This window comes from Variovorax sp. GW821-FHT06D12, assembly GCF_059419205.1.
Genome location: NZ_JBWKRI010000005.1, coordinates 247,021 through 268,166, shown reverse-complemented (window position 1 = coordinate 268,166; position 21,146 = coordinate 247,021). Strand labels below are relative to the sequence as shown.

At 67.9% G+C, this 21,146-nt stretch carries 20 protein-coding genes; 12 read left to right on the top strand and 8 right to left on the bottom strand.

Features of this window, described 5'->3' with window-relative positions:
- Positions 1–3: 3 nt before the first annotated feature.
- Both AC07SQ_RS17525 and AC07SQ_RS17520 read right to left on the bottom strand, forming a co-directional pair.
- Complete coding sequence (locus AC07SQ_RS17525) at positions 4–249, bottom strand: DUF2798 domain-containing protein (protein ID WP_070060049.1); 246 nt, start codon at positions 247–249, stop codon at positions 4–6.
- Positions 246–371, bottom strand: a complete 126-nt coding sequence (locus tag AC07SQ_RS17520) for a hypothetical protein (protein ID WP_495272373.1) — start codon at positions 369–371, stop codon at positions 246–248. Before AC07SQ_RS17520 ends, AC07SQ_RS17525 begins: the two co-directional genes overlap by 4 nt.
- A 124-nt stretch (positions 372–495) precedes the next feature.
- On the opposite strand from AC07SQ_RS17520, the gene AC07SQ_RS17515 reads away from it, so the two are divergent.
- Entirely contained in the window at positions 496–1,401 is a 906-nt protein-coding gene (locus tag AC07SQ_RS17515) for a LysR family transcriptional regulator (protein WP_495272374.1), read from the top strand.
- On the opposite strand, the gene AC07SQ_RS17510 is transcribed toward AC07SQ_RS17515, so the two are convergent.
- The gene (locus tag AC07SQ_RS17510; protein ID WP_495272375.1) at positions 1,398–2,342 is read right to left on the bottom strand and encodes an SMP-30/gluconolactonase/LRE family protein; all 945 of its coding nucleotides are present in this window, start codon (positions 2,340–2,342) and stop codon (positions 1,398–1,400) included. The genes AC07SQ_RS17515 and AC07SQ_RS17510 overlap by 4 nt on opposite strands.
- Before the next feature lie 109 nt (positions 2,343–2,451).
- Here AC07SQ_RS17510 and AC07SQ_RS17505 point away from each other — a divergent pair, with 109 nt between their 5' ends.
- Entirely contained in the window at positions 2,452–3,252 is an 801-nt protein-coding gene (locus AC07SQ_RS17505) for an SDR family NAD(P)-dependent oxidoreductase (protein WP_492697974.1), read from the top strand.
- Here AC07SQ_RS17505 and AC07SQ_RS17500 read toward each other — a convergent pair whose 3' ends face one another.
- On the bottom strand, positions 3,253–4,212 hold the full coding sequence (locus AC07SQ_RS17500; RefSeq protein WP_062480583.1) for a LysR family transcriptional regulator: 960 nt from the start codon (positions 4,210–4,212) through the stop codon (positions 3,253–3,255). It abuts the gene before it with no gap.
- Positions 4,213–4,359: 147 nt separating this feature from the next.
- Between AC07SQ_RS17500 and AC07SQ_RS17495 the strand changes: the two genes are divergently transcribed.
- From AC07SQ_RS17495 to AC07SQ_RS17450, 10 genes are read left to right on the top strand one after another with little or no spacing between them, the layout of a single operon-like run.
- On the top strand, positions 4,360–5,814 hold the full coding sequence (locus AC07SQ_RS17495; RefSeq protein ID WP_307695533.1) for an aldehyde dehydrogenase family protein: 1,455 nt from the start codon (positions 4,360–4,362) through the stop codon (positions 5,812–5,814).
- 37 nt (positions 5,815–5,851) lie between these two features.
- The gene (locus tag AC07SQ_RS17490) at positions 5,852–6,817 is read left to right on the top strand and encodes an ABC transporter substrate-binding protein (protein ID WP_495272376.1); all 966 of its coding nucleotides are present in this window, start codon (positions 5,852–5,854) and stop codon (positions 6,815–6,817) included.
- Between the two features lie 12 nt (positions 6,818–6,829).
- Entirely contained in the window at positions 6,830–7,900 is a 1,071-nt protein-coding gene (chvE, locus tag AC07SQ_RS17485) for a multiple monosaccharide ABC transporter substrate-binding protein (protein WP_095743676.1), read from the top strand.
- A 32-nt stretch (positions 7,901–7,932) separates the two neighbouring features.
- On the top strand, positions 7,933–9,459 hold the full coding sequence (mmsA, locus tag AC07SQ_RS17480; protein ID WP_495272497.1) for a multiple monosaccharide ABC transporter ATP-binding protein: 1,527 nt from the start codon (positions 7,933–7,935) through the stop codon (positions 9,457–9,459).
- Positions 9,446–10,651 carry a multiple monosaccharide ABC transporter permease gene (mmsB, locus tag AC07SQ_RS17475; RefSeq protein ID WP_495272377.1) on the top strand — a complete coding sequence of 402 codons (1,206 nt, stop codon included), beginning with the start codon at positions 9,446–9,448 and terminating at the stop codon, positions 10,649–10,651. Before mmsA ends, mmsB begins: the two co-directional genes overlap by 14 nt.
- A 4-nt stretch (positions 10,652–10,655) precedes the next feature.
- Positions 10,656–12,176: a sugar ABC transporter ATP-binding protein gene (locus tag AC07SQ_RS17470; RefSeq protein ID WP_495272378.1), complete on the top strand. Its 1,521-nt coding sequence runs from the start codon at positions 10,656–10,658 to the stop codon at positions 12,174–12,176.
- Entirely contained in the window at positions 12,173–13,207 is a 1,035-nt protein-coding gene (locus AC07SQ_RS17465) for an ABC transporter permease (RefSeq protein WP_495272379.1), read from the top strand. The genes AC07SQ_RS17470 and AC07SQ_RS17465 overlap by 4 nt, the downstream gene beginning before the upstream one ends.
- Positions 13,204–14,226: a galactofuranose ABC transporter, permease protein YjfF gene (gene yjfF, locus AC07SQ_RS17460; protein ID WP_495272380.1), complete on the top strand. Its 1,023-nt coding sequence runs from the start codon at positions 13,204–13,206 to the stop codon at positions 14,224–14,226. Before AC07SQ_RS17465 ends, yjfF begins: the two co-directional genes overlap by 4 nt.
- Positions 14,227–14,236: 10 nt before the next feature.
- Positions 14,237–15,973 carry an IlvD/Edd family dehydratase gene (locus tag AC07SQ_RS17455; RefSeq protein WP_487848028.1) on the top strand — a complete coding sequence of 579 codons (1,737 nt, stop codon included), beginning with the start codon at positions 14,237–14,239 and terminating at the stop codon, positions 15,971–15,973.
- Positions 15,974–15,982: 9 nt separating this feature from the next.
- A complete protein-coding gene (locus tag AC07SQ_RS17450) occupies positions 15,983–16,900 on the top strand; it encodes a dihydrodipicolinate synthase family protein (RefSeq protein WP_354345572.1) in 918 nt (305 codons plus the stop codon).
- A gap of 49 nt (positions 16,901–16,949) precedes the next feature.
- On the opposite strand, the gene AC07SQ_RS17445 is transcribed toward AC07SQ_RS17450, so the two are convergent.
- The 4 genes from AC07SQ_RS17445 to cphA form a co-directional block, all read right to left on the bottom strand.
- On the bottom strand, positions 16,950–17,219 hold the full coding sequence (locus AC07SQ_RS17445; protein WP_062480564.1) for a hypothetical protein: 270 nt from the start codon (positions 17,217–17,219) through the stop codon (positions 16,950–16,952).
- 148 nt (positions 17,220–17,367) lie between these two features.
- Positions 17,368–17,859: a hypothetical protein gene (locus tag AC07SQ_RS17440; protein WP_095747442.1), complete on the bottom strand. Its 492-nt coding sequence runs from the start codon at positions 17,857–17,859 to the stop codon at positions 17,368–17,370.
- A gap of 47 nt (positions 17,860–17,906) precedes the next feature.
- The gene (locus tag AC07SQ_RS17435; protein WP_495272381.1) at positions 17,907–18,323 is read right to left on the bottom strand and encodes a hypothetical protein; all 417 of its coding nucleotides are present in this window, start codon (positions 18,321–18,323) and stop codon (positions 17,907–17,909) included.
- Between the two features lie 207 nt (positions 18,324–18,530).
- Positions 18,531–21,098, bottom strand: coding sequence for a cyanophycin synthetase (gene cphA / locus AC07SQ_RS17430; protein WP_495272382.1), 2,568 nt, complete (start codon positions 21,096–21,098; stop codon positions 18,531–18,533).
- Positions 21,099–21,146 lie beyond the last annotated feature (48 nt).

Here is a 21,146-nt window from a genome sequence, read left to right as displayed (position 1 = left end):
GGATCAGCGCTGCGGGCTCTGCACCGTCGCCGCGACGATCCGGCGCACGACCGGCAGCACCACGAGCAGCGAGGGAAACGCGGCCAGCCACGACACGCCCCATGCAGCCATCCACATCTGGAAGAGGCCCGAGGCCAGCCCCACGCTCTTGAGCGTGGAGATGCCCGCCACGATGCATGACATGAAGATCGACAGCAGGAAGGGCATGGCGATGCCCGCATAACGGGCCGGCAGTTTTCGGGTGGTCATGATGGGGCAAGCTCCTGGATGTCGTTGTTGTTCAATGTGCGCGGACGAGGTTGCCGCCCCTCTGCGCCGGTGGCGCCGTCGGTGCCGACCACCCGCACGGTGGGTCTGTGTCGTTGTTTCATGGAATGATTCCTTCGTTTTTTGGCAATGCGGCCTGCGACCGCGAGGCCTCGAAGATACGAACGGCAGGCGCCATCGGGAATCCACGCGCGCCGCCATAGACCTTCATCCAGACCGAGAGAATCCATGGACCAGATTCAGGACATCCGGGCCTTCGTGGCCATCGTCGACCACGGCAGCCAGAGCGCGGCGGCCCGGCAACTGGGGCGCTCGGTGCAGTCCATCAGCCGCTCGCTGAGCGTGCTCGAGCGCAGCCTGGGCGTGCAGCTCCTTCGCCGCACGACGCGGCAGTCGTCGGTCACCGAAGTGGGGTTGGCCTACCACCGCCGCGTGCGGGCCGCGCTGGCGGAGTTCGATGCGGCGGCCGTCGAGGCCAGCAGCCAGCTCGCTTCGCCGCGGGGCCTGCTGCGCGTGGCCGCGCCCGTGCAGTTCGCGCCGGCCTTCGTGGTGCCGCTGATCGGCGCGTTCATGCAGCGCTACCCGGACATGGAGGTCGAGCTCACGGCCTCCGACCGTTTCGTGGACCTGATCGAAGGCGAGCTGGACCTGGCCATCCGCATCGGCGAGCTGCCCGATTCCGAACTGGCGGCCAAGCCGCTCGGCGAGCTGCGGCTGGTGGTGTTCGGCTCGCCGGCGTACTTCGCGCGGCACGGGCGGCCGCAGCGCCCCGAAGACCTGGCCGACCACCAGTGCGTCGTCCGCACCACGCACGGCAGCGATGCGCACTGGCCCTTCACGGTCGACGGCACGCTGCAGCGCGTCAAGGTGGCAGGGCGCTTCCGGGCCGACAACACGGCCGCGATCTATGCGGCCGTGCTGAGCGGGCTGGGCTTGTTCTTCACGCCGCTGTGGCAGATCCGCGACCTGCTCGACAGCGGGCAGGCCGAACTGGTGCTGACCGAGTTCGAGTCGCCGAGGATTCCGGTCCACGCGGTGTGGCCCTCCTCCCGTGGCAGCTTCGCGCGGGCCCGGCTGTTCGCCGATTTCGCGGCGGCGCACCTGCCGTCGCTGCAGCCGCGCGAGGGCGCCTAGCCGGCGAACAGCGCCGCCGGCACGCCCGGGCTGTCGATGCGCACCGAGAAGAGCCCGCCGGCCAGCGGCTCGCTCTGCAGCTGTGCTTCGGTGCGGCTGTTGCGCGCCGTCGTGATGTAGAGCGTCTGCATGTCTGCACCGCCGAAGGCGCAGTCGGTCACGTTGCCCGCGGGCAGCGCGATGCGGCACAGCTCGGCGGCGCTCACCGGGTCGTGGCAGGTGACGCAGGCGCCGTCCCAGTGCGCGATCCACAGGCGGCCGGCCGCGTCGGTGGTCATGCCGTCGGGCAGGCCGTCGCCCTTCGGGAAGCGGTGCCACACGCGCTTGTTCGATACCGCGCCGGCTTCCATGTCGAAGTCGTAGGCGTACATCGTGTTGATCGCCGTGTTGTTGAAGTACATGGTGCGGCCGTCGCCCGACCACGTCGGCCCGTTGGTCACCTCGAAGCCGTCGTCGTGCCGCGTGCAGTGGCCGTCGGCGTCGAAGCGGTAGAGCGCGCCGGTGGGCGCCTTGCAGTCGAAGTCCATGCTGCCGGCCCAGAAGCGGCCGCGGCTGTCGCACTTGCCGTCGTTGAAGCGGTTGCCGGTGCGCTCGGGTTCGGGCTGGTGCAGGTAGTGCGGCTTCGTGGCGTCGCCGGGCGCGGTGGTGTCGAACAGCGCGAAGCCGCGGCGCAGCGTGAGGAACAAGCCCGGCGCCGACGCGCGCTCGCAAATCGCGGTGATCTCTTCGTCGAAGTGCCAGGTGCGCTGCGCGCCCGTGGCCGGGTCGTAGCGGAACAGGCGCGGCTGCAGGATATCGATCCAGTACAGCGCCTGTTCGCGCACCGACCACAGCGTGCCTTCGCCGAGGTCGGCGGCGGCCGGCCAGAGGCATTCGGGGGTGCCGAGCACGCGGGGCGCTGCGAGCGGCGAAGAAGGGGCGCTTGTCTCTTGCATGGTCATTTGTTCTTTCTTGAATGTCATGTCGCCTTGACGCGGCGGATCGTATCAAGGCATATTGATAATAGAAATTGAAAATAACTGCATCGATTGATATGTGTTTTGCAATGTCATGAGATGCCCCCTGGAGACCTTGTCCTTGAATTCCCCTCAGCTTTCCATCCATCCCAGCCTGAAGGGCCGCACCGTGTTCGTCACCGGCGGCGGCAGCGGCATCGGCGCGGCCATCGTCGCTGCTTTCGCGGCGCAGGGCGCGCGCGTGGCCTTTGTCGACATCGCGGAAGCTGCCAGCGCGGCGCTCGCCGCGCAGATCGCCGAAGCCGGCCACGCCGCGCCGTGGTGGCGCGCCTGCGACGTGCGTGACATCGGCGCGCTGCAGCAGGCCATGGCCGACGCGGCCGCCGAGCTCGGCGACTTCGCGGTGCTGGTCAACAACGTGGCCAGCGACGACCGCCACACGCTCGCATCGGTCACGCCCGACTACTACGACAACCGCATGGCCATCAACGAGCGGCCCGCGCTGTTCGCGATCCAGTCGGTGGTGCCGGGCATGAAGCGCCTGGGCTTCGGCTCGGTGATCAACCTCGGCTCCACGGGCTGGCAGACCAAGGGCTCGGGCTACCCCTGCTACGCGATCGCCAAGTCGTCGGTGAACGGCCTCACGCGCGGGCTCGCGGTGGAGCTGGGCCGCGATCGCATCCGCATCAACACCGTGTCGCCCGGCTGGGTGATGACCGAGCGGCAGGTGGCGCTGTGGCTCGACGAGGAGGGCGAGAAGGCGCTGCACCGCAACCAGTGCCTGCCCGACAAGCTGATGCCGGAAGACATCGCGCGCATGGTGCTGTTCCTCGCGTCGGACGACGCGAAGATGTGCACGGCGCAGGAGTTCACGGTGGACGCCGGCTGGACCTGATCAGTCCATCTCGAGCTTGCGTCCGTAGACGCTCATGCTCGCCGTCTTCAGGGCCTTCATCATCACCTTCGCGGCCGGCGACAGCAGCCGGTCGGTGCGCGTGATGATGCCGAAGGCGTCCATGTGGCAGGGCATGTCCAGCGGCAGAAGCGACACGATGCCGTGCGCCGCGTAGTAGCGCGCCACGTCGGTCGCCAGCACCGCGACCATGTCGCTTTGCTGCAGCATGCGCGTGATGAACAGCAGCGCCGGGCTCTCGATGATGTTGCCCGGCGGCGCCAGGCCTTCTTCCTGGAACATCAGCTCGAAGCGGTGGCGCAGCACGCTGCCCGCGGGCGGCACGATCCAGCCGGCGCCCACCACGTCGCGCAGCGTGAGCCCGCTCACGCCCAGCAGCGGATGGCCGGGGCGCACCAGCGCGCACACGGGCTCCTCGGTGAGCGCCTCGTAGCGCAGCTGCGACTTGTCGTGCTCGGCGAACAGCCGCGCCACGAGGATGTCGAGCTTGCCCTGCTCGAGCCGCTCGAGCAGCACCGGGCTGGTCTCGATCTCCAGTGACACGCGCAGGTCGGGCTGCTCGCGCTTGACCATCGCCACGGCCGGCGGCATCAGCGTAAGGCCCGGCGCGGTGATGGCGCCCACGTTCACCTGGCCGAGGCGCCCGGCCTTCAGGGCGGTGAGCTCGTCGTGCGCCTGGTTCAGGCTGGCCAGCGCCACGCGGGCGTGGCGGATCATGGTCTCGCCGTACCAGGTCGGGCGCATGCCGCGCGGCAGGCGCTCGAACAGCGGCACCTCGAGCACGTCTTCCAGGTCCTTCAGCAATTTCGACGCGGCGGGCTGCGTCATGTTGAGCACCTGCGCCGCACGGTGGATGTTGCCTTCCTCGGCCAGCGCCACCAGCAACAGCAGCTGGCGGGTCTTGAGGCGGGCGCGGATGAACCAGTGGTTGTAGGTGTTCATGAAGAGGGTGCGAACGAAGGTCTGACGGGGTTTTCCAGAATCCACCGATTGATATGCATTTTGTCTAAAAAACGATTGGATCGATATCGAAATCATTTCTAGACTTCCGCCCCAGTCCCATAACAACAGAGACAAGGCAACGCCACGGTGATCCACGGCGAGCTTCGGCAGAGCGTGCGCCAGTACATCAACGGCCGCTGGGAAACCAGCGCGACCACCGGTGTCAGCGTCAATCCATCGGACACCAGCGAAGTGGTGGCCGAGTACGCACGTGCCGACCGGCGGCAGGTCGAGCTGGCGATTCGCGCGGCCAGCGAGGCCTTCGTGCACTGGAGCCACAGCACGCCGCAGCGGCGCGCCGACGTGCTCGACCGCATCGGCGCCGAGCTGCTGGCCCGCAAGGACGAGCTGGGCCTGCTGCTGGCGCGCGAGGTCGGCAAGACCCTGCCCGAGGCCGTGGCCGAGGTGGCGCGCGCGGGCCAGATTTTCAAGTTCTTCGCGGGCGAAGCCCTGCGCGGCGGCGGTGGCGAGAACGTGGCCTCGGTGCGCGCCGGCGTGCAGGTCGACGTGACGCGCGAGCCGGTCGGCGTGGTGGGCCTCATCACGCCGTGGAACACGCCCTTCGCGGTGCCGGCCTCCAAGATTGCCGCGGCGCTGGCGCACGGCAACAGCGTGGTCTTCAAGCCGGCCGAGCTGGTGCCGGCCTGCGGCTGGGCGCTCACCGACATCATCGGCCGCGCCACGCTGCCGGCCGGCGTGTTCAACCTCGTGATGGGCAGCGGGCGCGAAGCCGGCCAGGCGCTGGTCGACAGCCCGCTGGTCGATGCGCTGAGCTTCACCGGCTCAGCCGCCAATGGCGAACGCGTGCTGCAGGCCGCGGCCGCACGGCGCGCCAAGGTGCAGCTGGAGATGGGCGGCAAGAACGCGCTGGTGGTGCTGGCCGACGCCGACCTGGACCGCGCCGTCGACTGCGCGGTGCAGGGCGCCTACTTTTCCAACGGCCAGCGCTGCACCGCATCGAGCCGCCTCATCGTCGAAGCCGCCGTGCACGACGCCTTCGTGGCGCAACTGCGTCAGCGCTTGAAGACGCTGAAGATCGGCCACGCGCTGGAGCGCGGCATCGACATCGGCCCCGTGGCCGACGAAGAGCGGCTGGCGCAGAACCTCGCGTGGATCGACATCGCGCGCGAAGAGGGCGCGGAGCACGTGTGGGGCGGCGAGGCGCTGCAGCGCGCCACCGCCGGCCACTACATGAGCCCCGCGCTCTTCCTGGCCCAACCCGAACACCGCATTGCGCGCGAAGAGATCTTCGGGCCGCTGGCCTGCGTGCTGCGCGCCGGCGACTACGACGAGGCGCTCGCGCTGTGCAACGACACGCCCTTCGGCCTGTGCGCGGGCATCTGCACCAATTCGCTGAAGCACGCGATGCACTTCAGGCGCCATGCCGTGGTCGGCATGACGATGGTCAATCTGCCGACCGCGGGGGTGGACTTTCATGTGCCCTTCGGCGGCCGCAAGGGGTCGGGCTACGGGCCGCGCGAACAAGGGCGCCACGCCGCGGAGTTCTACACGACGGTGAAGACCGGCTACATGCTGGCCTGACCGAACACATCACAGACTCATCAAGAAGGAGACAACCATGACCATGAATCGCCGCACCCTCAACACCGCGCTCGCCGCCGCAGCCCTGGGCAGCATGCTGCCAATTTCCGCCCTCGCGCAGAAGAAACTCGTGCTCGGCTTCGCGCAGGTGGGCGCCGAGAGCGAATGGCGCACCGCCAACACCGAGTCGATCAAGTCCTCGGCCAAGGAGGCGGGCATCGAGCTCAAGTTCTCCGACGCGCAGCAGAAGCAGGAGAACCAGATCAAGGCCATCCGCTCGTACATCGCGCAGAAGGTCGACGTGATCGCGTTCTCGCCCGTGGTCGAGTCGGGCTGGGAAACCGTGCTGCGCGAAGCCAAGGCCGCGAAGATACCGGTGGTGCTGACCGACCGCTCCGTGAACACCAAGGACGACTCGCTCTACGTGACCTTCATGGGCTCCGACTTCACCGAGGAAGGCCGCAAGGCCGGCCGCTGGCTGGTCGAGAAGATGAAGGACCAGAAGGGCGAGGTGAACATCGTCGAGCTGCAGGGCACGGTGGGCTCGGCCCCCGCCATCGACCGCAAGAAGGGCTTCGAGGAAATCATCAAGGCCGACCCGAAATTCAAGATCACCCGCTCGCAGACCGGCGACTTCACGCGCGCCAAGGGCAAGGAGGTGATGGAAGCCTTCCTCAAGGCCGAGGGCAAGAAGATCAACGTGCTCTACGCGCACAACGACGACATGGCCATCGGCGCGATCCAGGCCATCGAAGAGGCCGGCATGAAGCCCGCGAAGGACATCACCATCATCTCCATCGACGGGGTGAAGGGCGCCTTCGAAGCCATGATCGCCGGCAAGCTCAACGTGTCGGTGGAATGCAGTCCGCTGCTCGGGCCGCAGCTCATGAGCGCGGTGAAGGACATCAAGGCCGGCAAGACGCTGCCCAAGCGCATCGTGACCGAAGAAGGCATCTTCCCGATGGAAGTCGCCGCCAAGGAATTCCCGAACCGCAAGTACTGAGGACCGACCGACATGAAACGCAACTTCCTCAAGGCCTCGCTCGCGGGCCTGGCCTTCGCCGTCGTCGGCTTTACGCCGCTGGCCCATGCGCAGGACAAGGGCCTCATCGCCATCTCGATGCCCACCAAGTCATCGGCGCGCTGGATCGCCGACGGCGCCAACATGGTCAAGTACTTCAAGGACAAGGGCTACAAGACCGACCTGCAGTACGCCGACGACGACATTCCCAATCAGCTTGCGCAGATCGAGAACATGGTGACCAAGGGATCGAAGGTGCTGGTCATCGCGGCCATCGACGGCACCACGCTGTCCGACGTGCTGCAGAAGGCCGCTGACAAGGGCGTGAAGGTCATCGCGTACGACCGGCTCATCAAGGGCTCGAAGAACGTCGACTACTACGCCACCTTCGACAACTTCCAGGTCGGCGTGCTGCAGGCGCAGTCGATCGAGGCGGCGCTGGGCCTGAAGAGCGGCAAGGGTCCGTTCAACATCGAGCTGTTCGGCGGCTCGCCCGACGACAACAACGCCTTCTTCTTCTACAACGGCGCGATGTCGGTGCTCGACCCGTACATCAAGAGCGGCAAGCTCGTGGTGCGCAGCAAGCAGATGGGCATGGACAAGGTCGGCACGCTGCGCTGGGACGGCGCGGTGGCGCAGGCGCGCATGGACAACCTGCTGTCGGCCTACTACACGAAGGACCGCGTCGATGCGGTGCTGTCGCCGTACGACGGCCTGTCGATCGGCATCCTGTCGTCGCTCAAGGGCGTGGGCTATGGCTCGGGTTCGCAGGCGATGCCCATCGTGTCGGGCCAGGACGCCGAGGTACCGTCGGTCAAGTCGATCCTGCGCAAGGAGCAGACCTCCACCGTGTTCAAGGACACGCGCGAGCTGGCCAAGGTGACGGTGGCCATGGTCGACGCCATGCTCTCGGGCAAGGCGCCAGAGGTGAACGACACCAAGACCTACAACAACGGCATCAAGGTCGTGCCCTCGTACCTGCTCAAGCCGGTGAGTGTGGACGGCTCCAACTGGAAGCAGGTGCTGGTGGACAGCGGCTACTACAAGGAAAGCCAGGTCAAGTGAGCCCGGCCGGCGAAGCGCGCACGATCCTCGCGATGCGCGGGATCACCAAGACGTTCCCGGGCGTGAAGGCCCTGAGCAACGTCAACCTCGCCGTGCGCGCGGGGGAGATCCACGCGGTGGTCGGCGAGAACGGCGCGGGCAAGTCGACGCTCATGAAGGTCTTGAGCGGCGTCTACCCGTGCGACTCGTACACCGGCGAGATCCATTTCGAGGGCGAGCTGCGCCGCTTCAAGGGCATCGCCGACAGCGAGAAGCTCGGCATCATCATCATTCACCAGGAGCTCGCGCTGGTGCCGCTGCTCTCGATTGCCGAGAACATCTTCCTGGGCAACGAGATCGCGAGCGGCGGCGTCATCGACTGGTTCGCCGCCTATGCGAAGACGCGCGAGCTGCTCGCCAAGGTGGGCCTGAAGGAGCCGCCCACCACGCTCGTGACCGACCTGGGCGTGGGCAAGCAGCAGCTGGTGGAAATCGCCAAGGCGCTGGCGAAGGAGGTGAAGCTGCTGATCCTCGACGAGCCCACCGCGAGCCTGAACGAGAACGACAGCGATGCGCTGCTCGCGCTGCTGCTCGAGCTGAAGCGCCAGGGCATCGCGTCGATCCTCATCTCGCACAAGCTCAACGAAATCGCCAAGGTGGCCGACTCCATCACCGTGCTGCGCGACGGCGCGACGGTGGAAACCATCGACTGCCGCAGCGACCCGATCAGCGAAGACCGCATCATCCGCGGCATGGTGGGCCGCGACATGGAGCACCGCTACCCGCAGCGCTCGCCGAAGATCGGCGAGACGGTGCTGGAGGTGCGCGACTGGCGCGTGCACCACGCGCTGCACGCCGACCGTGAGCAGATCAAGGGCGTGAACCTGCAGGTGCGCCAGGGCGAGATCGTCGGCATCGCGGGCCTCATGGGCGCGGGCCGCACCGAGCTGGCGATGAGCGTGTTCGGCAAGTCGTACGGCCAGCGCATCAGCGGCTCGGTGCTGATGCACGGCAAGCCCGTGGACGTGAGCACGGTGCGCAAGGCCATCGACCACGGCATCGCCTACGTCACCGAAGACCGCAAGGGCCTCGGGCTGGTGCTGGAGGAAGGCATCCGCAAGAACATCAGCCTCGCGAACCTCGATGCGATTGCCGAACGCTCGGTGATCGACGACGGCCGCGAGTTCAAGGTGGCCAATGACTTCAAGAAGGCGCTGAACATCCGCTGTTCGGGCGTCGAGCAGCTGGTGGTCAATCTGTCGGGCGGCAACCAGCAGAGGGTGGTGCTGAGCAAGTGGCTCTTCACCAAGCCGGAACTGCTGATATTGGACGAACCCACGCGCGGCATCGACGTGGGCGCCAAGTACGAGATCTACACCATCATCGACCAGCTCGCGAGCGAGGGCAAAGGCATTCTCATGATTTCTTCCGAACTGCCCGAGCTGCTGGGCATGTGCGACCGCATCTACGTGATGAACGAGGGGCGCTTCGTGGCCGAGTTCACCGCGGCCGAGGCGTCGCAGGAGCGCATCATGCATGCGATCGTGAGCGCAGGGAGTTCCGTTCATGTCGCAGCCTGAAGCCAACGCGGTGCAGGGCGCCGCTCCCGTCACCCCGAAGCTCCACGTGGGCTTCCTGAAGAACAACCTGCGCGAATACGGCATGCTGATCTCGCTGGTCGCGATCATGGTGCTGTTCCAGGTGCTGACCGACGGCACGCTCTTGCGCCCGCTGAACCTCACCAACCTGCTGCTGCAGAACAGCTACGTCGTCATCATGGCGCTGGGCATGCTGCTGGTGATCGTGGCGGGGCACATCGACCTGTCGGTGGGGTCGGTCTGCGGCTTCATCGGCGCGCTCGCGGCGGTGCTGATGGTGGAGTACGAATGGCACTTCGTACCGACCGCGCTCATCAGCATCGCGGCGGGTGCCGTCATCGGTGCGGCGCAGGGCTGGTTCGTCGCGTTCCGCAAGATCCCGTCGTTCATCGTCACGCTCGCGGGCATGCTGGTGTTCAAGGGGCTCACGCTGGCGCTGCTGGCGGGGCAGTCGGTGGGGCCGTTTCCGGTCGAGTTCCAGCGCCTGAGTTCGGGCTTCATTCCCGATCCGCTCGGTGGCGACACCTTGCGCACCACCTCGCTGATCGTGGGCGTGCTGGCCGCGGCGGCGTTGGTGTTCTTCAAGCTGCGCGGGCGCGCCAAGCTCAAGGCGCACGGCATGGAGCAGGAGCCCTACGCCTTCTTCCTCGTGAAGAACCTGTTCTTCGCGGCGATCATTCTTTTCTTCAGCTACCTGCTCTCGACCTACAAGGGCCTGCCCAACGTGCTGGTGGTGATGGCGGTGCTGATCGTGGTGTACGACTTCGTCACCAACCGCACCACCATCGGCCGGCGCATCTATGCGCTGGGCGGCAACGAGAAGGCCGCGCGGCTGTCGGGCGTGAAGACGCAGCGGCTCGCGTTCCTCACCTTCGTGAACATGGGGGCGCTGGCGGCGCTCGCGGGTCTCGTGTTCGCGGCGCGGCTCAACACCGCCACGCCCAAGGCGGGCCTGGGCTTCGAGCTCGATGTGATTGCCGCCTGCTTCATCGGCGGTGCCTCGGCCTCGGGTGGCGTGGGCCGGGTGATGGGCGCGGTGATCGGCGCCTTCATCATGGGCGTGATGAACAACGGCATGTCGATCCTGGGCATCGGCATCGACTACCAGCAGGTCATCAAGGGGCTGGTGCTGCTGGCGGCGGTGTTCATCGACGTCTACAACAAGAACAAGTGAACGCATGACCGACAGCGGCGTCACCCCCGTGCTGGAGTTGCGGGGCATCCACAAGCAGTTCGCCGGCATCCCGGTGCTGAACGGCGTGCAGCTCAAGCTCTACCCGGGCGAGATCCATGCGCTCATGGGGCAGAACGGCGCGGGCAAGTCGACGCTCATCAAGGTGCTCACGGGCGTGCTGCCTTCGAGCGGCGGCGAGATGTTCCTTGGGGGCGAGGCCATCCGTCCGGGCTCGCCGCTGGAGGCGCAGAAGCTGGGCATCAGCACGGTCTACCAGGAAGTGAACCTGTGCCCGAACCTCTCGGTGGCGGAGAACGTGTTCGCGGGGCGCTATCCGCGCTGCGGCGCGATGCAGGGCTTTCGCATCGACTGGGCCGCGGTGAACCGCCGGGCAGAAGAACTGCTGGCGCGCATCGGGCTCGACATCGACGTGACGCGGCTCCTGTCGAGCTATTCGGTCGCGGTGCAGCAGATGGTGGCGATCGCGCGGGCGCTCGGCGTGTCGTCGAAGGTGTTGATCCTCGACGAGCCGACGTCGAGCCTCGATGACGATGAAGTCGAGAAGCTGTTCGAGGTGCTGCGGCGGCTGCGGAGCGAGGGCCTTGCCATCGTCTTCGTGACCCACTTCCTGAACCAGATGTACGCGGTGTCCGACCGCATCACCGTGCTGCGCAATGGCAACTGGGTGGGCGAGTGGAAGGCGGCAGACCTCGGTCCGCAGGCGTTGATCGCGGCGATGCTGGGTCGCGAGTTGGCTGCGCAGTCGGCACGACCCGCCGCGTTGCCCGCGTTCGATGAAGCAGCGCCCGCGCTGCTGCAATCCGAAGGACTGGGGCAGGCCGGGCAGTTGCAGGCCACCGACCTGCGCGTGCGTGCCGGCGAGGTCGTCGGCATCGCCGGCCTGCTCGGCGCGGGCCGCACCGAACTCGCGCGCCTGCTGTTCGGACTCGAATCGCCCGACCGTGGCGTGCTGAAGATCGACGGCCGCTCCGTCAGCTTCTCGAACCCCGCCGATGCGATCCGCGAAGGCCTTGCGCTGTGCCCTGAAGAGCGCAAGACCGATGGCATCGTGGCCGAGCTGTCGGTGCGCGAGAACATCGCGCTCGCGCTGCAGGCCCGCCTGGGCACGCGGAAGTTTCTCTCGCATGCGGAGCAGACCGCGATGGCCGAGCGCTTCGTCGCCTCGCTGGGCATCAAGACGGCGAGTGTCGAAACGCCCATCGGCCTGCTCTCGGGCGGCAACCAGCAAAAAGCCATGATCGCGCGCTGGCTCGCGACCGAGCCGCGCCTCCTGATCCTGGACGAACCCACGCGCGGCATCGACGTTGCGGCCAAGCAGGAAATCATGGAAGAGATCCTGCGGCTCGCACGCGCCGGCATGGCGGTGATCTTCATCTCGTCGGAAATGAGCGAGGTGGTGCGCGTGGCGCATCGCATCGTGGTGCTGCGCGACCGGCAGAAGGTGGGCGAGCTGCCGGGCGGCTCCACGGAGGACGAGGTCTACGAAATGATTGCCGCCGCATGAACCGCTTCTCGTCCCTCATGAGCCACCGGCTCGCCTGGCCCGTCGTCACGTTGCTGTTGCTGCTCGCGATCAACACCGCGTTCAACGCGAGCTTCCTGCGCCTCGAATGGCGCGAGGGCCATCTCTACGGCAGCCTGATCGACATCCTGAACCGCGCGGCGCCGCTGGTGCTGGTCTCGCTCGGCATGACGCTGGTGATCGCCACGCGCGGCATCGACATCTCGGTAGGCGCGGTGGTGGCCATCGCGGCGGCGGTCGCGGCCTGGATGATCGGCGGCTCGTTGTCCAGCGACGTGAGCCGCTTCCCGATGCCGCTCGCGATCCTCGCGGCGCTCGGTGTCGCGCTGCTGTGCGGCCTGTGGAACGGGTTGCTGGTCGCCAAGGTCGGCATGCAGCCGATCATCGCGACGCTGATCCTCATGGTGGCGGGGCGCGGCATCGCGCAGCTGGTCGCGGACGGGCAGATCATCACGATCTACTACAAGCCCTTCTTCTTCCTCGGCAGCGGCTACCTGCTGGGGCTGCCGTTCTCGCTGTTCATCGTGGCGGCGGTGTTCGCGCTGCTGTACCTGGCGATCACGCGCACGGCGCTCGGCCTGTTCATCCAGGCGGTGGGCATCAACCCGACGGCGGCGCGCGTGGCGGGCATCCAGGCGCGGCGGCTGGTCGTCGGCGCGTATGCGTTCTGCGGCGTGTGCGCGGGCGTGGCGGGCCTGTTGATCAGCTCGAACGTGAAGAGCGCCGACGGCAACAACGCCGGCCAGCTGCTGGAGCTCGATGCGATCCTCGCGGTCACGCTCGGCGGCACGGCGCTCACGGGCGGTCGCTTCAGCCTCGTGGGCAGCGTGATCGGCGCGCTGATCATCCAGACGCTGACCTACGCGATCTATTCGCTGGGCGTGCCGCCGGAGATCAACCTCGTGGTGAAGGCGGTGGTGGTGTTCGTGGTGATGCTGATGCAGTCGCCAGAGTTCCGGGCGGAGGTTCGCACGCTGGTCCAGCGGCCGGTGCATGACGGGGGCAGGGCATGAGCGCGGTGATCGAGGCGGCGCCTGCTGCCCAGCCCACTCCCGCGCGTGGGAGCAAGGCAAGGCTCAATCCGAAATACCTGCCGCTCACCGCGACCATCTCGCTGTTCGTGCTGATGGCGACGCTGGGCTCGGTGTTCTACGACGGCTTCTTCTCGGCGCAGGTGTTCCTCAACCTGCTGATCGACAACGCCTTCCTGATCGTCGTCGCGGTCGGCATGACCTTCGTGATCCTCTCGGGCGGCATCGACCTCTCGGTGGGCTCGGTGATCGCGCTCACGACGATGGTGTCGGCCTCGCTGGTCGAGAAGCACGGGTGGAGCCCGGCGGTGGTGATTCCGCTGGTGCTCGCGATGGGCACGGCCTTCGGCGCGTTCATGGGCCTGCTCATCGAGCGCTTCCGGCTGCAGCCCTTCATCGTCACGCTCGCGGGCATGTTCCTCGCGCGGGGACTGTGCTACCTCATCAGCATCGACTCGATCAGCATCACCAACGATTTTTATTCGGAGGTCTCGCAGATCCGCATTCCCATCTGGGGCGAGGCCTCGGTGTCGGTCAGCGCGGTGATCGCCATCGCCGTGCTGCTGGCTGCGATCTTCATTGCGCATTGCACGCCCTTCGGCCGCGCGGTGTACGCCATCGGCGGCAGCGAGCATTCGGCGATGCTCATGGGCTTGCCGGTGCGTCGCACGCTCGTGGGCGTGTACACGCTCTCGGGCTTCTGCTCGGCGCTGGCCGGCGTGATCTTCACCTTCTACATGCTCTCGGGCTACGGCCTGCATGCGCTCGGGCTGGAGCTCGACGCCATCGCGGCGGTGGTGATCGGCGGCACGCTGCTCACCGGCGGCGTGGGCTACGTGGCGGGCACGCTCTTCGGCGTGCTGATGCTCGGGATCATCCAGACGCTGATTTCCTTCGACGGCACGCTGAGCTCGTGGTGGACGCGCATCGTGGTCGGCGCGCTGCTCTTCGTGTTCTGCCTGCTCCAACGCTTCTTCACCTCGCGCGCCCCGCGCCGTTGACCACTTCCCCATGACAAAGAAACTGCGCTCGACCGAATGGTTCGGCTCCGCCGACAAGAACGGATTCATGTACCGCAGCTGGATGAAGAACCAGGGCATCCCCGACCACGAGTTCGACGGCCGCCCCATCGTCGGCATCTGCAACACCTGGTCGGAACTCACGCCGTGCAACGCGCACTTCCGCAAGATCGCGGAGCACGTGAAGCGCGGCATCTCGGAGGCGGGCGGCTTCCCGGTCGAGTTCCCGGTGTTCTCGAACGGCGAGTCGAACCTGCGGCCCACCGCGATGCTCACGCGCAACCTCGCAAGCATGGACGTCGAAGAGGCCATTCGCGGCAACCCGGTGGATGCGGTGGTGCTGCTCACGGGCTGCGACAAGACCACGCCCGCGCTGCTGATGGGCGCGGCCAGCTGCGACATCCCGGCCATCGTGGTCACGGGCGGGCCGATGCTCAACGGCAAGCTCGACGGCAAGGACATCGGCTCGGGCACGGCCGTGTGGCAGCTGCACGAATCGCTGAAGGCGGGCGAGATCAACCTGCACCAGTTCCTCTCGGCCGAAGGCGGCATGTCGCGCTCGGCGGGCACCTGCAACACGATGGGCACGGCCTCCACCATGGCCTGCATGGCCGAGGCGCTGGGCACTTCGCTGCCGCACAACGCGGCGATTCCGGCGGTCGATGCGCGGCGCTATGTGCTCGCGCAGATGTCGGGCGCGCGCGCGGTGCAGATGGCCAAGGACGGGCTCACGCTGTCGAAGATCCTCACGCGCGAGGCCTTCGAGAACGCGATCCGCGTGAACGCGGCCATCGGCGGATCGACCAATGCGGTGATCCACCTGAAGGCCATTGCGGGGCGCATCGGCGTCGAGCTCGAACTGGAAGACTGGACACGCATCGGCAGCCACACGCCAACCATCGTCGACCTCATGCCTTCGGGGCGCTTCCTCATGGAAGAGTTCTATTACGCGGGCGGCCTGCCCGCCGTGCTGCGCCGCCTCGGCGAGCACGGGCTGCTGCCGCACCCCGGTGCACTCACCGTCAACGGCCAGTCGCTCTGGGACAACGTGCGCGAGGCGCCGAGCCTGAACGACGAGGTGATCCGCCCGCTCGACAACCCGCTGATCGCCGACGGCGGCATCCGCATCCTGCGCGGCAACCTGTCGCCGCGCGGCGCGGTGCTCAAACCCTCGGCCGCCACGCCCGAGCTGCTGAAGCACCGCGGCCGCGCCGTGGTGTTCGAGAACCTGGAGCACTACAAGGCGCGCATCGTCGATGAAGACCTCGACATCGACGCGAGCTGCGTGATGGTGCTGAAGAACTGCGGCCCCAAGGGCTACCCCGGCATGGCCGAGGTGGGCAACATGGGCCTGCCGCCGAAGCTGCTGCGCCAGGGCGTGAAGGACATGGTGCGCATCTCCGACGCGCGCATGAGCGGCACGGCTTACGGCACGGTGGTGCTGCACGTCGCGCCCGAAGCGGCCGACGGCGGGCCGCTCGCGGCGGTGCGCGATGGCGACTGGATCGAGCTCGACTGCGATGCGGGGCGGTTGCACCTGGACATCAGCGACGAGGAGCTGGCGTCGCGCCTCGCGTCGTTGTCCGCCTCCGATGCGCAGCCGATGAGCACGCGCGGCGGCGGTTACCAGAAGCTCTACGTCAACCACGTGCTGCAGGCCGACGAAGGCTGCGATTTCGATTTCCTGGTCGGCTGCAGAGGCTCGGCCGTTCCCCGTCACTCCCACTGATCACACGTCATGACCCCCCGATACCGCGGCATCTTCCCGGTGGTGCCCACCACCTTCACCGAACAGGGCGCGCTCGATCTCGAAAGCCAGAAGCGCTGCGTCGATTTCATGATCGACGCGGGCTCCGACGGGCTGTGCATCCTCGCGAATTTCTCCGAGCAGTTCGTGCTGTCCGACGAGGAGCGCGAGGTGCTCACGCGCACCATCCTCGAGCACGTGAAGGGCCGCGTGCCGGTGATCGTGACGACCACGCACTACAGCACCCAGGTCTGCGCCGAGCGCAGCCGCCGCGCGCAGGACATGGGCGCGGCCATGCTGATGGTGATGCCGCCGTACCACGGCGCGACCTTCCGCGTGCCCGAGCCGCAGATCCACGAGTTCTACGCGCGCCTCTCGGATGCGGTGACGATTCCGATCATGATTCAGGACGCACCCGCGAGCGGCACGGTGCTGTCGGCGCCGTTCCTCGCGCGCATGGCGAAGGAGATCGAGCAGGTCGCGTACTTCAAGATCGAAACGGCCGGCGCCGCGTCGAAGCTGCGCGAGCTGATCCGTTTGGGCGGCGATGCCATCGAAGGGCCCTGGGACGGCGAAGAAGCGATCACGCTGATGTCCGACCTCGATGCAGGCGCGACCGGTGCGATGACCGGCGGTGGCTACCCCGACGGCATCCGCCCGATCATCGAGGCGCACCGTTCAGGCGACCGCGACCAGGCCTTCGCGCTGTACCAGCGGTGGCTGCCGCTCATCAACTGCGAGAACCGCCAGGCGGGCCTGCTGGCCTGCAAGGCGCTCATGAAGGAAGGCGGCGTGATCGCCTGCGAAGCGCCGCGGCATCCGTTGCCCGCGCTGCATCCCGAGACGCGCGCGGGCCTCATCGAGACCGCGCGGCGGCTCGATCCGTTGGTGTTGCGCTGGGGGAAATGAAAGCAGGCGGGCCCGGGTACGCCAGGTACCGGGCCGCCATGGGACGGGCTCAGGAAGCGGCGCTGTTGCCCGCTTCGAGCTCGGTGACTTGCAGCGAGAGATCGAACAGCTTGGACTTGCTGGCGTAGTAGCGGTCCAGGCGCCACTCCTTCAGGATGTCCATCGCAAGCTGGAAGCTCTTGTAGTCGAGGCTGTAGAGCGTGATCAACTCGAAGCTGCGTTCGGCTTCGAGCGCCAGCACGAGTTGGGCAAGGATCTTGGCCGATTCGTTGGCCGGGTCCGTTTCAATGAATCGGCGAGCGACCTTGATGGCATTCATGGGAAAGTGTTCCTCGGTTGGCAGGGACCGGGAACTATAGCTAGCACATGCCTGTATTTTGTGACGATTTGATGACAAACGAGGGCATCGCCCGCGAACGTGTCGTCGGTGTTATCACCGAGGCGCATTCCGGGCGATGCGCACCGGGTCACTGCACCGGCACGGGGCGCGGCATGGGCATCGGCATCGGTTCCGCAGGCATCGGTGCCGGCATCGGGGCGGCCATCGGCGGCGGCAGCGTGGCGGCCGGTATGTTCACCACGCGGGTCGAGACCGATTCGCGGATCACGCCGCCACCCATCACGCTGCCATCGACATTGCTGCGGATGTTGCCTGCGCTGCCCAGCACGCGGGCTTCGCAGTCGGCACGCTCGGCCGGCGGCTGCAGACCGCAGCGGGCCACGGCGTTGGCGCGGTAGTCGGGCGCGGAGGTGAGGCCGCCGCGCGCCGCGGCCTGGCGCGCGGCGCCGGCTTCGCGGATGCAGGCGGCACGGTCCTGCTGGTTGTGGCCGCAGACCGCAATCTCCTGCTGGTAGGTGCTGCCGCCGCCGTCGCCACGGGCGGCCGTGGCGATGGTGGTGGTGGCCAGCCCGCTGAGTGCGAGCAGGGCAAAGATCATCGAACGCGCATTGTTTGGCATGGTGTGCTCCTTGTTGGCGTATCGGGGTGAAGGCCGGCCTCGCTCGATCAGCGCGGCGGCTGCACGGGCTGCGGCGGCAGCGGCGTGACGGTTTCGCGGATCACGCCGCCGCCCATCACGCTGCCTTCGGTGGAGGTGCGCGCACCGCCGCGGATGCGCGCTTCGCAATCGGCGCGGTCGGCCACCGGTTGTTCGCGGCAGCGTGCGAGCGCGTTGGCGTCTTCGCGTTCCGCACCGGGGGTGGTCAGGCCGTGGCGACCGGCTTCCTGGCGCGCGGCGCCGGCTTCGCGCAGGCAGGCCGCGCGGTCCTGTTGCACGCCGTCACAGGTGGCGCGTTCCTTTTGCATCCGCGCGTCGCTGCCGGGCGCCTGGGCCGAGGCCAGCGGCGCGCCGGCCATGAAGAAGCCACCGACGGCCACGAGGGCAGCGGTTGAAAGCGTGGAACGGAAGGTGTGGGTCGTCATCGGGGCTCCTGAAGGGGCGCGCCGTGCGAACAGAAAACAGAAAACAAAAGAACGCAGGGCGCGACCGGTGATCCAGTGTGGGCCGGCCGGTGGCGCGGGGCTGTGGGACAAGCCGCACGCCGTGGAGCGGGCCGGACGCGCCCCTGCGTGTGGGACACGTCCGGCAGCGCAAGGAGGGCGGGCCTCCTGCGCTGCGGGGCGGGCGGATCAGCCCTGCGCGATGCGCTGCGCGAGGTGGGCCAGCGCCTCTTCGACCTGGTCGACGAGGATGAGCGACAGGTCGCCCGGCTGCAGCCGCGCCAGCGCGGCGTCGATGGCGACGAACTCGCCGCGGATCTCGTCGATCTGGCGCGTGCGCGAGGCACCCTGCAGGCCCTGGCGCAGCAGCGCCATCACTTCGCCGTCGGCCCGGCCGCGTTGCGCTGCGTCCTGGTACAGGATCACGTCGTCGAAGGCCTGGCCGAGGATCGCGGTCTGGTCGCGGATGTCGGAGTCGCGCCGGTCGCCCGCACCGCTGATGACCACCGAGCGCTTGTTGGCGGGCATGGTGTCCACGGCCGACACCAGCGCCTTCATGGCGTCGGTGTTGTGGCCGTAGTCGGCGATCACGGTGGCGCCGCGGTAGTCCATGACGTTGAAGCGCCCGGGCACGCCGGCCGCGTCGTTCATGAAGCTCGACAGGCCGCTGCGGATGGTGTCCCAATCGAGGCCCACGGCCCACGCGGCGGCCACCGAGGCCATCACGTTGTCGACCTGGAAGCCGATGGTGCCGCCGCGCGTGATCGGCACGTCGCGCAGCGCGATGCGTTCGCGCCACGAGCCTTCGGCGGCCACCAGCGTGTCCTGGTCGACGTACACGGTGCGCTTGCCCTGCGCGCGGTGCGTGGCCATCACCGGGTGCATGCGGTCGGCGGTGAAGAAGATCACGTTGCCGGGGCAGCCGGCCGCCATGGCGGCGACGTTCACGTCGGCCGCGTTGAGCACCGCGTAGCCGTCGGGCGCCACGTTGCGCACGATCACGCGCTTGAGCACCGCCAGGTCTTCCACCGTGGTGATGTAGTTCAGGCCCAGGTGGTCGCCGCTGCCGATGTTGGTGACCACGGCCACCTCGCAGCGGTCGAAGCCCAGGCCCTCGCGCAGCACGCCGCCGCGGGCCACTTCGAACACGGCCGCGTCGACGTCGGGGTGCATCAGCACGTTGCGCGCGCTCTTGGGGCCGCTGCAGTCGCCGCTGTCGGTCTGGCGGCCGTTGACGTACACGCCGTCGGTGTTCGTCATGCCGGTGCGCAGGCCGCTGGAGGCAATGATGTGGTTGATCAGGCGCGCGGTGGTGGTCTTGCCGTTGGTGCCGGTGACGGCCACCACGGGAATGCGGCCGTCGTCGCCGGGGGCGAACAGCGTGTCCATCACCGCCTCGCCGACCGCGCGGCCGCGGCCGAACGAGGGCGAGATGTGCATGCGCAGGCCGGGCGCGGCGTTCACTTCGACCACGCCGCCGTGCTGTTCCTCGAGCGGGCGCAGCACGTTCTCGCAGACCATGTCGACGCCGCAGATGTGCAGGCCGACCATCTGCGCCGCATCGACCGCACGCGCGGCCACTTCGGGGTGCACGGTGTCGGTGACGTCGGTGGCGGTGCCGCCGGTCGAGAGGTTGGCGTTGTTGCGCAGCACCACGCGCTGGCCCAGCTCGGGCACGCTCTCGGGCGTGAGGCCCTGCGACTCGAGCCGGCCGATGGCGATGTCGTCCAGGCGGATCTTGGTGAGCGAGGTGGCGTGGCCCTCGCCGCGGCGCGGGTCGAGGTTCACGGTGTCGACCAGCTGGCGCACGGTGGAGCTGCCGTCGCCGATCACCTGCGGCGGGTCGCGCCGCGCGGCGGCCACGAGGCGGTCGCCCACCACCAGCAGGCGGAAGTCGAAGCCGGGCAGGAATTTCTCGACCATCACCTCGCCGTACACGGCGGCCGAGTCGTAGGCCGAGTTCAGCTGCTCGCGCGTGGTGATGTTCACCGTCACGCCCTTGCCCTGGTTGCCGTCCTGGGGCTTGACCACGACCGGCAGGCCGATTTCTTCCGCGGCGGCCCAGCCGTCGTCGGCGCTGGACACGGGGCGGCCCAGCGGCACCGGCACGCCGGCGGCGTTGAGCAGCTGCTTGGTGAGTTCCTTGTCCTGCGCGATCGATTCGGCCACGCCGCTGGTGCTGTCGATCTCGGCGGCCTGGATGCGGCGCTGCTTGGAGCCCCAGCCGAACTGCACCAGGCTGCCGCTGGTGAGGCGGCGGTACGGAATGCCGCGCGCCACGGCGGCGTCGACGATGGAGCCGGTGCTCGGGCCCAGGCGCTCCGATTCGTCGAGGTCGCGCAGCTCGGTGATGGCGGCGTCGGCGTCGAAGGCGGTGTCGGCCAGCGCGGCCTGGATCAGCGCTTCGGCCAGCGCGAGGGCGCGGCGGCCCACGTCTTCCTCGGTGTACTGCACGGTGACCTGGTACACGCCTTCTTCGGTCGTGGGCGCGGTGTTGCCGAAGTTGACGGCGCAGCCGGCCTGGGCCTGCAGCGCCACGGCGGCGTTCTCGAGCACGTGGGCCAGCGCCAGCGGCTGGCCGAGCACCATCGGGTGCAGCTCGCCGATGGTCGGGAAGCGGGCGCGCAGGCGGGCTTCGAACCCGTCGAGCTTGCCGACGGCGTTCTCGTCGCCTTCGCAGGCCACGACGGCCTCGATGGTGGTGTGGCGGCTCCAGAGATTGGGGCCGCGCAGGGCGCGGATGCGGGTGACTTTCATGGGGCTACGGCACGGGGCGCGCGGTTGCGGTGATCTTGCGGTGTGACC

Excerpts from the sequence above, each read along its gene's own strand:
- AC07SQ_RS17445 (WP_062480564.1), bottom strand. The coding sequence starts at position 17,219 with ATGAATGCCATCAAGGTCGCTCGCCGATTCATTGAAACGGACCCGGCC.
- AC07SQ_RS17470 (WP_495272378.1), top strand. The coding sequence starts at position 10,656 with ATGACCGACAGCGGCGTCACCCCCGTGCTGGAGTTGCGGGGCATCCAC.
- cphA (WP_495272382.1), bottom strand. The coding sequence starts at position 21,098 with ATGAAAGTCACCCGCATCCGCGCCCTGCGCGGCCCCAATCTCTGGAGC.
- yjfF (WP_495272380.1), top strand. The coding sequence starts at position 13,204 with ATGAGCGCGGTGATCGAGGCGGCGCCTGCTGCCCAGCCCACTCCCGCG.
- mmsB (WP_495272377.1), top strand. The coding sequence starts at position 9,446 with ATGTCGCAGCCTGAAGCCAACGCGGTGCAGGGCGCCGCTCCCGTCACC.
- chvE (WP_095743676.1), top strand. The coding sequence starts at position 6,830 with ATGAAACGCAACTTCCTCAAGGCCTCGCTCGCGGGCCTGGCCTTCGCC.
- AC07SQ_RS17435 (WP_495272381.1), bottom strand. The coding sequence starts at position 18,323 with ATGACGACCCACACCTTCCGTTCCACGCTTTCAACCGCTGCCCTCGTG.
- AC07SQ_RS17465 (WP_495272379.1), top strand. The coding sequence starts at position 12,173 with ATGAACCGCTTCTCGTCCCTCATGAGCCACCGGCTCGCCTGGCCCGTC.
- mmsA (WP_495272497.1), top strand. The coding sequence starts at position 7,933 with ATGCGCGGGATCACCAAGACGTTCCCGGGCGTGAAGGCCCTGAGCAAC.
- AC07SQ_RS17510 (WP_495272375.1), bottom strand. The coding sequence starts at position 2,342 with ATGACCATGCAAGAGACAAGCGCCCCTTCTTCGCCGCTCGCAGCGCCC.
- AC07SQ_RS17440 (WP_095747442.1), bottom strand. The coding sequence starts at position 17,859 with ATGCCAAACAATGCGCGTTCGATGATCTTTGCCCTGCTCGCACTCAGC.
- AC07SQ_RS17515 (WP_495272374.1), top strand. The coding sequence starts at position 496 with ATGGACCAGATTCAGGACATCCGGGCCTTCGTGGCCATCGTCGACCAC.
- AC07SQ_RS17500 (WP_062480583.1), bottom strand. The coding sequence starts at position 4,212 with ATGAACACCTACAACCACTGGTTCATCCGCGCCCGCCTCAAGACCCGC.
- AC07SQ_RS17520 (WP_495272373.1), bottom strand. The coding sequence starts at position 371 with ATGAAACAACGACACAGACCCACCGTGCGGGTGGTCGGCACCGACGGC.
- AC07SQ_RS17450 (WP_354345572.1), top strand. The coding sequence starts at position 15,983 with ATGACCCCCCGATACCGCGGCATCTTCCCGGTGGTGCCCACCACCTTC.
- AC07SQ_RS17455 (WP_487848028.1), top strand. The coding sequence starts at position 14,237 with ATGACAAAGAAACTGCGCTCGACCGAATGGTTCGGCTCCGCCGACAAG.
- AC07SQ_RS17490 (WP_495272376.1), top strand. The coding sequence starts at position 5,852 with ATGACCATGAATCGCCGCACCCTCAACACCGCGCTCGCCGCCGCAGCC.
- AC07SQ_RS17505 (WP_492697974.1), top strand. The coding sequence starts at position 2,452 with ATGAGATGCCCCCTGGAGACCTTGTCCTTGAATTCCCCTCAGCTTTCC.
- AC07SQ_RS17525 (WP_070060049.1), bottom strand. The coding sequence starts at position 249 with ATGACCACCCGAAAACTGCCGGCCCGTTATGCGGGCATCGCCATGCCC.